Origin of the sequence: Faecalibacterium prausnitzii (assembly GCF_003287495.1) — a bacterium.
Taxonomy (GTDB): Bacteria; Bacillota; Clostridia; order Oscillospirales; family Ruminococcaceae; genus Faecalibacterium; species Faecalibacterium prausnitzii_I.
The window spans coordinates 146197-158158 of the sequence record NZ_PRLE01000002.1 but is presented as its reverse complement, the minus strand read 5'-3'; the positions used below and the strand labels follow the sequence as shown (position 1 = coordinate 158158).

Annotated in this window: 11 protein-coding genes and 1 riboswitch; of the genes, 5 read left to right on the top strand and 6 right to left on the bottom strand. The window is 59.4% G+C overall.

The window, feature by feature from the left end:
* Nucleotides 1–250: 250 nt before the first annotated feature.
* On the bottom strand, nt 251–1222 hold the full coding sequence (locus tag C4N22_RS04265) for a phospho-N-acetylmuramoyl-pentapeptide-transferase (RefSeq protein WP_242980940.1): 972 nt from the start codon (nt 1220–1222) through the stop codon (nt 251–253).
* A gap of 145 nt (nt 1223–1367) precedes the next feature.
* Between C4N22_RS04265 and C4N22_RS04260 the strand changes: the two genes are divergently transcribed.
* Entirely contained in the window at nt 1368–2786 is a 1419-nt protein-coding gene (locus C4N22_RS04260) for an MATE family efflux transporter (protein WP_112148104.1), read from the top strand.
* A gap of 62 nt (nt 2787–2848) precedes the next feature.
* Here the strand turns inward: C4N22_RS04260 and C4N22_RS04255 are convergent, their stop codons facing one another.
* A complete protein-coding gene (locus tag C4N22_RS04255; RefSeq protein WP_022256359.1) occupies nt 2849–3448 on the bottom strand; it encodes an ECF transporter S component in 600 nt (199 codons plus the stop codon).
* Between the two features lie 140 nt (nt 3449–3588).
* Nucleotides 3589–3709, bottom strand: a riboswitch (FMN riboswitch).
* A 201-nt stretch (nt 3710–3910) separates the two neighbouring features.
* On the opposite strand from C4N22_RS04255, the gene C4N22_RS04250 reads away from it, so the two are divergent.
* Entirely contained in the window at nt 3911–4990 is a 1080-nt protein-coding gene (locus C4N22_RS04250) for a mechanosensitive ion channel family protein (RefSeq protein WP_112148103.1), read from the top strand.
* Nucleotides 4991–5024: 34 nt separating this feature from the next.
* Here C4N22_RS04250 and C4N22_RS04245 read toward each other — a convergent pair whose 3' ends face one another.
* The 3 genes from C4N22_RS04245 to C4N22_RS04235 form a co-directional block, all read right to left on the bottom strand.
* Complete coding sequence (locus C4N22_RS04245; protein ID WP_112148102.1) at nt 5025–5777, bottom strand: ZIP family metal transporter; 753 nt, start codon at nt 5775–5777, stop codon at nt 5025–5027.
* Between the two features lie 62 nt (nt 5778–5839).
* On the bottom strand, nt 5840–6796 hold the full coding sequence (locus C4N22_RS04240) for a ketopantoate reductase family protein (protein WP_112148101.1): 957 nt from the start codon (nt 6794–6796) through the stop codon (nt 5840–5842).
* 125 nt (nt 6797–6921) lie between these two features.
* Nucleotides 6922–7500 (bottom strand): rhomboid family intramembrane serine protease, encoded by a 579-nt coding sequence (locus C4N22_RS04235; RefSeq protein WP_112115162.1) that lies wholly within the window; start codon nt 7498–7500, stop codon nt 6922–6924.
* 453 nt (nt 7501–7953) lie between these two features.
* Here C4N22_RS04235 and C4N22_RS04230 point away from each other — a divergent pair, with 453 nt between their 5' ends.
* The 3 genes from C4N22_RS04230 to C4N22_RS04220 all read left to right on the top strand — a co-directional run bounded on the left by C4N22_RS04230 (nt 7954) and on the right by C4N22_RS04220 (nt 11438).
* Nucleotides 7954–9303, top strand: coding sequence for a D-serine ammonia-lyase (locus C4N22_RS04230; protein ID WP_112148100.1), 1350 nt, complete (start codon nt 7954–7956; stop codon nt 9301–9303).
* 14 nt (nt 9304–9317) lie between these two features.
* The gene (locus C4N22_RS04225) at nt 9318–10670 is read left to right on the top strand and encodes a GntP family permease (RefSeq protein ID WP_112148099.1); all 1353 of its coding nucleotides are present in this window, start codon (nt 9318–9320) and stop codon (nt 10668–10670) included.
* A 213-nt stretch (nt 10671–10883) separates the two neighbouring features.
* Nucleotides 10884–11438 (top strand): cupin domain-containing protein, encoded by a 555-nt coding sequence (locus tag C4N22_RS04220; protein WP_112148098.1) that lies wholly within the window; start codon nt 10884–10886, stop codon nt 11436–11438.
* 3 nt (nt 11439–11441) lie between these two features.
* Here C4N22_RS04220 and C4N22_RS04215 read toward each other — a convergent pair whose 3' ends face one another.
* Nucleotides 11442–11933: a CYTH domain-containing protein gene (locus tag C4N22_RS04215; RefSeq protein ID WP_022256367.1), complete on the bottom strand. Its 492-nt coding sequence runs from the start codon at nt 11931–11933 to the stop codon at nt 11442–11444.
* Nucleotides 11934–11962: the final 29 nt, after the last annotated feature.

Genomic DNA, 11962 nt, shown 5'->3' with positions numbered 1-11962 from the left:
ATTCCGCCTTTCCCTATTCTCTTTTTGCCTGTGCACATGCACCACAGACCAGTGCGCCCGGGGGATGTCTTTTAACATGAAAAGAAAAAAGGCGCAGAGTGAATAAGCTTCACTCAAGCGCCTTTGCTTTCGTTAATAGAAGTATACCTGTTTTTCGTCAAACTTTCAATAAGTAAAGTGCAACAATTTACCACGTGCACTTTTATGCATTTTGGAAAGTTAGACAAACATCATACTTAAAATCATTCATTCAGCGGGCCAGCAGCAGCAAAAGTGCCGATGCCACCGCCTGCAGGATCAGCCAGCGGGCCACCACCTGCTCATCGCTCCAGCCCATCCGCTTGCGCACATGGTCGTGCAGCGGGGTCAGCGTTTTTTTCAGGATGCTGATGTGCAAAAACCGCTTGAAGCTGATTTTGAGGATGCCCAGACTGCCGTCCACGATAAAGACCAGTGCCGCCAGCAGGAATGCGAACGGGTGATTGCTCTTGAGGGCCAGGATGGCCAGGAAGAAGCCCATGGCGCGGCTGCCGGCGTCCCCCATCAACAGGGTGGAGGGTTTGGCATTGGACCACAGGTAGGCCAGCAGAGCACCGATGAAGATGACGCCTGCCGTGGCATACTCGCCCAGCTCCTCCCAATAGGCCAGCAGGAACGTGCCGATGGACACCACTGCCAGGCTGGCCGAGAGGCCGTCCACACCGTCGGTACAGTTGACCACATTGATGCTGGCCCAGATGAGCACGACGATGAGCAGCAGGTAGACCGGGTACGGGATGCTGAACGCCCAGTTCAGCAGCTGCACGCCGGTGCCGTTGAAGTTGAGGTAGGTGACACCTGCCACCACCGCGATGACAAAATCAATGAGGCCCTTTTTGTATTCGTTCCAGGCCGTATCCGCCGCATCGTCAAAATAGCCCGAGAGCATGGAGGCGATGAGGAGGACGGTATAGATCAGGTACTCCACCCGGAACGGGATGACAGCCAGCGTCACCAGCGCGATGCAGAGCACAAAGATGAGGCCGGAACCACGGGCCTTGCCCTTGGACAGCTCGCCGTTGACAGCGAACGCGCGGCCATGGTCATGGGGCAGCCGCTCCCGGAACATGGAGTCCATCAGGGCGGTCAATGCAAACGCCAGCAGAAAGCCCAGCGCGTCCACGGCACGGGTGCCGATGGTATCAGAAAGCATTTCGATCATAAGATTCAATTCCTCTTTCATAGTATTCTTCCCATGGTGAGAGTGTATCACGCGGAACAGTAAAAATCAATTGCCCTGCCGCAAAATCGCCCTTGATTGACAATCCTCTTCCCTCTTATTATAATAGGTATCGGCTTTTCCATTTTGTATTTGCAGAGGAGACATCATGACACTTTCACTTGATATTCTCGCGGCCCGGATGCGGCAGGGCGAGAGCATCCCGCTGGGCGACACGGCCCGCGTTGCCGTTGCCCTGAGTGTGCCCGCCATCCTGCAGCAGCTGGTGGTCACGGCGATGGAGTACATTGACGCGGCCATGGTGGGCCACATCGGGGCCGAGGCCACGGCGGCCATCGGCATCGTCAGCTCCAGCACCTGGCTGCTCCACGGCATTCTGGTGGGGCTGTTCACGTCTTTTGCCATCCAGATCGCGCAGTATCTCGGGGCCGACCGCCAGGAGGATGCCCGGGGCGTGCTGCGGCAGTCCATGATCTTCAACATCCTCCTCGGCTGCGGCATGGCGGCGCTGGGCATCGGCATCTGCCGGTTCCTGCCCGGGTGGCTGGGTGCGGACCCGTCTTTGCAGGGCAATGCTTCGGCCTACTTTGGCATCTGGTCCGCAGCCCTGCCGTTCAGCATGGCCATGGGGATGTATTCCGCCATGCTGCGGGCCACGGGTGACGCCCTGACGCCCAGCCTCATCAGCGTGCTGGTCTGCGTGCTGGACATCTTCTTCAACTTTTTCCTCATCAATCCCACCCGGGAGATGGAGCTGTTTGGCCAGACCGTCACGATGTTCGGTTTTGGCTGGGGTGTGCCGGGCGCGGCGCTGGGCACGGCCCTTGCCACCATGATCGGCGGGCTGGCCGCACTGGCGGTGCTCCTGCTGCGGGAGAGCCCACTGGCCATCCGCTACCCCGGCAGCTGGAAGATCACCCGCTCCTGCCTGATCAACCTGTGGCGGGTGGGTGTGCCGCTGGCGGCAGAGCGCGCCGCCCTCTCCTCGGCTCAGGTGCTTCTCGTCCGCATCGTGTCCCAGCTGGGCACTGTGGCCATTGCGGCCAACAGCCTGGCCGTAAGCGCCGAGGGCCTGTGCTACATGGCGGGCTACGGCATCCAGGATGCTTCCATCGCACTGGTAGGGCAGGCCGTGGGTGCCCACCGCCGGGACATGTCCAAGCGGTTTGCCTGGCTCTGCACCGGGATGGGCATGGGCATCATGGCTCTTTCCGGCGTCTTGATGTGGCTGTTTGCCCCGGCACTGATGAGCATTTTTACGGCCGACGCGGCTGTCATTGCACTCGGGGCCCAAATGCTCCGCATTGAGGCGTTTGCCGAGCCCATGTTCGGGGCCTCCATCGTGGCCAGCGGTGCCATGCAGGGGGCTGGCGACAGCACCGCCTGCTTTGTACTCAACCTGTTCAGCATGTGGGGCGTCCGGCTGACGCTGGCATTCCTGCTGGCTCCCCGCTTCGGGCTGGCCGGTGTCTGGACGGCCATGTGCGTGGAGCTGTGCACCCGGGGTGTGCTGTTTCTGCTCCGCCTTGCCCGGGGCAAGTGGCTGGAGAGAGGCGCGCTGGCATAAGCGATATAAAAAATACTCCTGTGCGGATGCACAGGAGTATTTTTCTTTCTGATCGAGTGGAATCAGCGGCGGCCATGCAGGATGGGCGACAGCGGCTTATAGATCAACATACAGAGCACAGCGTCCAGCAGGCCCTTGACCAGCGTGAACGGCAGGTTGAAGAGGATGAGGCACTTGATGAGGCTGTCTGCCGAGGGCAGGATCGCCTGATACATGCCCAGGATGGCTTCCAGCGGCATGTGGTAGAACTGCACATAGGCCGGGTAAACGACGAAGTAGTTGGAGGGCACGCTCAACACACCCATGGCCACGGCGCCTGCCACGGCACCGATGATGGCCGTCTTGCGGCTCTTGTGGTGCTTGTAAAGATAGCCGGCCACGGCAGAGAAGATGGCACCCAGGATAAAGTTGGAGAGCTCACCCACACAGGCCGTGGAGGTGCCCTTGATGACGATGTGGAGCAGGTTCTTCATAAAGCTGATGATCACACCATACACCGGGCCCAGGGCAAACGCGCCCAGCAGGGCGGGCAGGTCCGAGAAGTCCATCTTGATAAATGCCGGAATCAGCATCGGGATGGGAAACTCGATGAACATGAGGATGAATGCCACCGCGCTGAGCATAGCGGCAACGGTCAGGTTGTGGGTCGTGTCTTTTTTCATGATTTTTCCTCCCGGGGCGGCTGGCCCCACTCAAAATAAACTGTGGAAAGCCCTTTTCGCACCGATGGGAACCGGGAAGACAAACCAAAAGCGCCCTGCTGCAAAAACACTGCAACAGGGCGCGTAGACAAGCAATTTGTCTGCCGTTTCTTGCATCCGGACTATACCGTCGGCCTCGGAGTCTCACCGAGTCAGCACCCCCTAGGGGTGGTCGCGGGCTATACCGCCGGTGGGGAATTGCACCCCGCCCTGAAACGAACTTTCTGGCACACAGTATAGCGCGGCAGCCTGCTGTTGTCAACCCTTATCCGCAAAAGTTTGTTTTCTTTTTCACAAGTGTGACGTTTGCTTCTGGACGACTGCCCCTGCACTGCGGCAAAGAAAATTTGAACTCTCTGCCGGAGTATGCTATACTGAGACCAATGTGTTGGACACAATTCACCCGAAAGGAACCATTTCTGTATGATCTTCACCATCCAAAACCTGGGCTTTGCCATTGGCGGCTTTTTGCTGGAGGGCTGGCTGGCCTTTGCGGCCCGGTGCGTCTGCGCTCTGGTGCTGCTGGCACTGGGCGCTGTGGCCCGTGCCCTGCTCCGCAAAAAGATCTTCCCGAAGCTGCTGGCCCACAGCTGGCACTTTGAGGCCACCGGCATCCTGCTCCGCAGCTTTGCGCTGCCCGCCGAGCGGATGGTCTGGCTCACGGGCATTTACTTTGCCCTGGCCAGCCTGCCCTGGGCCATTGCCCCCGTGCCCAAATTCCTGCTCGTCGTCTACCAGATGGCCATGACCCTCTGCATCTGCAAAGGCCTGTACCACGCCTCGGATGTCGCCACCCTGCTGCTGAAATCCTGCGGCGAGGAGATCCGCTCCAACAAGACGCTGCTCTCCCTGCTGGACACCACCTATAAGGTGCTGGTGGTCATTCTGGGCGTGGCGACCATCGCGCAGGAGAGCGGCTTCCCCATCGGCAGCATCGTTGCCGGTGCCGGCCTCATCGGCCTGACCATCTCCCTGGCTGCCCAGGAGACGGCCAGCAACATCTTCAGCGGCATCATCATCCTCATTGACAAACCCTTTGCCGTGGGCGACTGGATCCTTGTGGGCGATGTGGAGGGCGAGGTCATCGACATCAACTTCCGCTCCATCAAGATCCGCTCCCTGGATAAGACCGTGAGCGTCATCACCAACAGCAAGGTGTGCAGCTCCACCATCGTCAACTGCGCCATGCGCTCCACCCGGCCTTATAAGTTCACGCTGGGCGTCACTTACAATACCTCCCGTGCCAAGCTTGAGCAGCTGATGGCCGACCTGACCGCCATGCTGGAAGCCAGCCCTTCTGTGGAAAAGGGCTCTGCCCTTGTCCGGCTCACCAGCTTTGGCGATTCCAGCATCAATCTCCTCGTCTCCGCCTACCTGCTCACCAATCAGGCCGGAACGTTCCTCCAGATGCAGAACGACCTGAACCTGAATGTCATGGACGTGATGCAGAAAAACAATGTGGACTTCGCATTTCCCTCCACCACCGTCTATCTCTCCAAATAATTCTTTGCTCCTCCGTGCGGAGGAGCTTTTTTGTTTACAACGCCACATCCAGCGCCATCATCAAAGCAAACCCTAACACAATGCTGATGACCCCCGCCGATTCATCCGGTTCAACGGCCTGCGGGATCATCTCCTGCGCCGTTACGCAGACCATGCACCCGGCGGCCGCGCTCATCAGCCAGGGCAGAGCCGCGCTCACCCAGCCTGCCACCGCAAGGGCCAGCAGCCCGCCCAGCGGCTCCACCAGCCCGGAGGCTGCCCCGGCCAGAAAGGCCCTGCCCCGGCTCTGACCAGATCTCAGCAGCGGCAGGCTCACCGCCGCGCCCTCCGGGATGTTCTGTAACCCGATGCCAAGGGCAAGGGCCAGTGCCCCGCTTACGGCTTCCGGGCTGCCCTCCAGCGCCAGCGCGGCGGCAAGGCCCACTACCATCCCCTCCGGCAGGTTGTGCAGGGTGACAGCCAGCACCATGTGCCCGCAGTGCCCCGGCCCGGCCGCAAACCAGCGCCCGGCCAGCGCTTCCAGCCGCAGCAGCCCCACGGCCCCCACAACAAGCCCCGCCGTGGGCGGGAACCACCCGGGCCAGACGCCCCGCTCCGCCCGCTCAATGGCGGGCAGCAGCAGGCTCCACACACTGGCCGCCAGCATGATGCCTGCCGCCATGCCGGAGGTCATCCGCTGGGTGCGGGGCTCCTGCGCGCGCCGAAACAAAAAGGCACCTGCCGCCCCTACCGTGGTGCACACGGCAGGCAGCAGCAGAATGCCCGCTGTAAAGATGATTTTTTCCACACCGCATTCCTCCTCTTCCCGCTGATGTATGCGGGAAAAGCGGCGGATGTGCAGCTTTTGGGTTATTTTGCCCAGGTGGGTTCCTGATCTTTGCCGGAGTAATCAAACAGGCCGTCGTTTTTCTCCTCCAGCGCCTTGATCATGTGGTAGGTGTACTCGTTGTAGGGGGTAGGGATGCCCAGCTCTTTGCCCATCCGCATCAGTGCCCCGGAGAACATGTCGATCTCCGTATGGCGGCCCGCGTCAATGTCCTGCAGGGTGGAGTACCGGGCGTCCGGCGGCACCGCACTGCCCCGGCCGGAGTTTTTGTCCACAATGGAGAGGTCGATGCCCTTGGCGGCGGCAATGGCCATCAGCTCTTTGCGGAGACCGTCACTGATGGCTTTCATGTGGACGCTGTCGCGGTAGCAGCCCACACCGGCTCCCAGAATGGCCTGGGGCAGGTTGTTGCAGACGTTGAGCCGGAATTTGCTCCACATCTCCTCCCGGATGTGCTCGGTGGCGCGGAAACGAACGCCCGTGCCCTCAAACAGGGCCGCGACGGCCTGTACCCGCTCACTTTCAAAGGGTGCGGCCAGCTCGCCGTAAATGATGCCCAGTGTGGTGTCCGGGTCAAAGCGGAAGCCGTCCGCTTCCTTGTGGGAGGCCACCTTGATGAGCGAGTAGAGCAGGTGATCCGCTCCTACCTCGGCCGCAATGATCTCCTCGCTGTCCACGCCGTTCATCAGGCTCATGACGATGGTGTGTTCCCCCACCACCTGCCGGATGCTGTCCAGCGCCCCGGGCAGGGCACCGTATTTCAGGGCCACAATGAGCAGATCGGCCCCGTGGGCCTCTTCCGGGGTCCAGACCTCCGGGTGATACACCTTGCCGTTGATGCCGATGCCGTTTTGCAGCCGCCGGGCACGCTCGCCCTCGGCCACCACGCCCAGACGGATGCCCGGTTTCTCAGACATCCCCCAGAGGACATAGGCCCCCACGGCTCCCGCGCCCAGAACGGCCACTTTTTCGAGTTTCATACTGCTTCCTCCCCACTGTTTTGACGATTTTGTTCTGACTGCCAGGATAACAGATTTCTCCGGTTCCGAAAACCGGGTACCCATCACGGTCCGATGGCAGGAGCAGACGCTTTTTTTGCTTGCGCTTATTTGCGGCGGGGCTTTTTCCGCCGGGGGAACGCGGCATAGGTGTAGCCGAACACCGTACCGCACACGCCGCCCACGATGTGCATAAAGTTGGCGACGTTGTCCCGCACAAAGATGACATCATACACCTGCTGGCCCAGGTAGAGCACCGCCACCAGCAGCATGGTAACCGGAATGCCACCCGAGAAACCGGACAGGGACGCCAGCATGATGAGCATGAACACGATGCCCGACGCCCCCAGCAGGGCCGAGTGGGGGAAGAGCGCGCACTGCAGAATGCCCGAGATGAGGGCCGTGAGCAGGATGCCCCTCAGCAGCGGGATGCTGCCGTATTTTTCCTCCATGGGCGGGCCGATGACCAGCAGCAGGAGCATGTTGTTCAAAAAATGGTCCCAGCTGCCGTGGCCCAGCACATGGCCGAACAGCCGGACATAGAACAGCGGATCTTTCAAAGAAGAGCGGTAGACACAGAACAGATGGGTCGTTGTCCAGCCGCCGGTCCACTGCCCCAGGAACAGCACCCCCAGCGAGAGCAGAAAAAACGTGAGGATGACCGGGGAGTTGTATTGCAGCTGCAGCGTAAATTTTGGCTTTTTCGTAAGCGTTTCATCCTTTCGCAGCCCACAGCGCTGCCGCAGGCCCTTCAATTTGGTCTTAACAGATTTATTGTAGCACACTCCGGGTAGGTTTTCCACGGGTTTCTCTGCCGGGCGTTCCGCTCTGCTGTACAGCCACGCTCCATGTTCAGTAAAATTAAACATCCATTTTTGTCTTTTTCTGGGATAAGAATTGTATTTTCGGGAAGCATCTGTTATATTCGGCCTGAAAATTTTCACTTACACCACATTGTTTTAGCACTTTGCACAACATATCTGTTCATCATTTGTTTACAACGTGCATTGTAATTGAACGAATATGCAGTATAATTAAACACAGAATAAGCGTCGCTTAACGGTAGGTATGATGCACGGCTTCAAACAGTGCCCCGGCCCGGTGCTGCGCCGTGCAAATGTGAAAGGAGAAGTTTTTCCATGGCAATCAAAGAGTATGCAGCAAAGCTGATCGAGCAGGACGCTACTTTAAAGGAGATCGCGGAGCAGAAAGAGACTCTGTGGGTCAACCCCAAGTTCCTGCCCTTTGAAATGACCGACGCTGTGTGCCAGCTGGTCGTCTCGGACGCAGACATTGCAGATGCAGAGGCGCGTCTGGAGCGGTTTGCCCCGTTCATCCGCAAGTGCTTCCCGGAGACCGAGTGCACCAATGGCATCATCGAGTCCCCGCTGAAGCCCATCCCCGAGATGCAGAAAGGCCTGATCGAAGCAACGGGCAGCCCCATCTCCGGCAATCTGTTCCTCAAGATGGACAGCCATCTGGCGGTGGCAGGCTCCGTCAAGGCCCGCGGCGGCATCTATGAGGTGCTGAAACACGCCGAGGATCTGGCCATTGCAGCCGGCAAGCTGAAAGTGACGGACAACTACGAGAAGCTGTGCAGCGACGAGATGCGCGCATTCTTCAACCAGTACACCGTGCAGGTGGGCTCCACCGGCAACCTGGGCCTGTCCATCGGCATCAGCAGCGCCGCCATCGGCTTCAAGGTCAAGGTGCACATGTCCGCCGACGCCCGCCAGTGGAAGAAAGACCTGCTGCGCAGCAAGGGCGTTGAAGTCATTGAGTATGCCGACGACTACTCCAAGGCCGTGGCCGAGGGCCGCAAGCTCTCTGACGCTGACCCCATGAGCTACTTTGTGGACGACGAGAAATCCGTCAACCTGTTCCTGGGCTATGCCGTGGCCGCTTCCCGCCTGAAGAAGCAGCTGGAGGAGCAGGGCGTTGTGGTGGACGAGCAGCACCCGCTGATCGTTTACATTCCCACCGGTGTGGGCGGTGCTCCCGGCGGCGTGGCTTATGGCCTGAAGCGGGTGTACAAGAACGCTGTCCATTGCTTCTTTGCGGAGCCCACCCTCTGCCCCTCTGTCCTGCTGGGCTTTGCCACCAACCGGTACGAGAACGTCAATGTGCATGACTTTGGCATCGACGGCCTGACCGAGGCCGACGGCCTGGCCTGCGCAAGCCCCTCCGGCTTTGTCACCCGCATTGACTCCAACCTCATCTCCGGTGATTTCACCATCGAGGATGCAAAGCTGTACGACTTTATGCGTCTGCTCCACAAGACCGAGGACGTCCTCATTGAGCCCTCCAGCTGCGCCGCGTTCATCGGCCCTGTCCATCTGGAGAGCACCGAGGCTGGCAAGGGCTACCTGGCAAAGCAGGGCCTGACCGCCGACGTGATGAAGAACGCCACCCAGATCTGCTGGGCAACCGGCGGCCGTCTGGTTCCCGATGAGGTCTGGAAAGAGTACCTCGTCAAGGTCGTCAAGTAAGAGGAGGTTTGTTTATGGGCTCTACTGTATCTGTGATCCTCGGCCTGGTATTGGCCGTTCTGGTGTTGGTCCTCTTCACCGTTAAACTGAAGATCCACCCGTTCTTCGCACTGATCGCCACCTCCGCCACCTTTGCCATCGTGGCCGGCATGAACATGCAGGACATGCTCAGCGCCTTTACCGGCGGCATGGGCGGCACCATCGCTGATATCGGCCTGGTCATCGCACTGGGCACCGTTACCGGTACCCTGCTGGAGAAATCCGGCGCTGCCGAGACCATGGCCAAGACCATCCTCAAGATCACGGGCAAAAAGCACGCTGCTCTTGGCCTGGCCATCACCGGCTACTTCGTCTCGATCCCCGTCTTCTGTGATTCCGCATTCGTTCTGCTGAGCCCCATCGCCCGCCGCCTGTCCAAGGACACCAAGATCTCCATGACCACCATGGCCATCTCGCTGGCAATGGGCCTGCACGCCACCCACATGTTCGTGCCTCCCACGCCGGGCCCTCTGGCTGTGGCCGGCATCCTGAACGCGGACTTGGGCATGGTCATCCTGTTTGGTGCATTGGTCTCCATCCCTGTCATGCTGGTGGGCTACTTTGCTTCCCTGACCGCAGGCAAAAGATACTACTACATCCCCGAGGATGACAGCGACGTGACCGAGGAAGAGGACGAGAACGCCAAGCTGCCCAGCGCGCTGGCTTCGTTTATGCCCATCCTGGTCCCCATCCTGCTCATGCTCCTCAAGACCGTGGGCGACATGGTCGCTTCCGAGAACATCCTGCTCTCCATCCTGAACGTCATCGGCACCCCTGCCGTCGCTCTGCTGATCGGTATGCTGCTCGCTGCTTACACCTACCACAACATCCACCCCGAAGACAAGCTGGCCTGGAGCTTTGACGGCCTGGTGGCCGACTCTCTGAGGACCGCTGGCCAGATCGTCCTGATCGTTGGCGCGGGCGGCGCGTTCGGCGGCGTGCTGAAAGCTTCCGCCATGCAGTCCGTCCTGACCAATGCATTCTCCGGCCTGACCATCGGCATCCTGGCTCCGTTCCTCATCGGCTTCATCTTCCGTACCTGCGTTGGTTCCGCTACCATCGCCATGGTCACGGCAGCTACCATGATCACCCCGCTCATCGACGTGCTGGGCTTCTCCAGCCCCATGGGCCGCGTCATCGCCATGCTGGCCTGCGCTGCCGGCGGCATGATGGTCTTCCATGGCAACGATGACTTCTTCTGGGTCACTACCACCACCTCCAAGATGGATACCTCCGTTGCTTACAAGACCATCCCCATCATCAGCGTGCTGCAATCTCTCACCGCTCTGGTCGTCGTCTTCGTCCTGAGCCTGATCTTCCTGCACTAAGCACTCTGTAATGAGAGCTTTCTTCTAAACAAAACCGGCAGACAGGGCTATACCTCTCCCTGTCTGCCGGTTTTTTCTGTTTGATTCTAATTTATCATGGGTTTGCCCTTGGTCTTGCCCGCCAAACATGCTATAATGATATTATTGAGGAGTGTGCCCACATTCTATTTTGATTCGGGCTGCCGCCTCGAATTTTAAGATAAGGAACATGTTATGGTCAATTTAAATATCGGACAAAAGATCCAGAGATATCGGAACCAGCGGGGCCTGAGCCTCCGCGGCCTGGCCGAGAAAACGGGCATCACCGCTTCCATGATCAGCCAGATCGAGAACAATTCCGTCAACCCGTCCATCAACACCCTGAAGACCCTGGCCGAGACGCTGGACTTCCCGCTCTACGTCCTGTTTCAGGAAGAAAACGACCCGGAACAGGAGCTCATCGTCCGCAAGGGCGAATACCGCTCCATCGGCAACCGAAACAGCGAGGTCGCCTACAACCTGCTTACAGCGGACACCCGGGGCAGCATCGAATTTGTGCTGATGGAGATCCCGCCCCAGACCTTTACGGCGGACAAAGAACACCACCACACGGGGGAAGAGACTTCTTATGTCGAATATGGTGATGTGGACATCTGGCTCAACGGTGAGAAATTCCGCCTCCATGCTGGCGATGCCGTCCGGATCCCCGCCGGGACGCTCCACCGCTGGTTCAATCCTGGCGACGAGATGGTCCGGGTCATCTTTGCGGTAACGCCGCCCAGCTTCTGATTTTTATGTTCGGGTCTGCTCCCAGTAGGCCCCCATGCTCTGGCCGGGCTGGTCCGTCACGTCATCGTTGAGGTAAGCGGCCAGGCCCACCGCCTCCGGCCGCCAGGAACGGGCGGCCTCCACGGTGGGGTATTCCACCTCGGCATACCAGAACTCGGTAGGCTGGCCCTCATCCACATGGTTCACTTCCAGCACCATGCCGTCCGGCAGCTGATAGCTGCGGCGGAGCTTGGGGATGAGCGGTTTGCCGATGATCTTCTCTTCGAGCCGGGTGAAGAGCTCTTTGTCGATCTCCCGCTCGATCTCCTCCCGGGCCAGCCCGCTGCCGGACTTGAAGCAGAGGATATACTTCGTCTCGCCGCCGGTCAGGGCTTCCTCCCGGATGCGGACCGTGGGCCGGACGCTGATATAGCCCTGCCGCATGGCAAATTCTTCTTTTAAGGGCAGCGGCTGCTCCGGCCAGCCGTTTACCATCCATTTCCGTTCAATTTCCATTGTGGTTTCCCCCATTTCGTTTTTGCTTA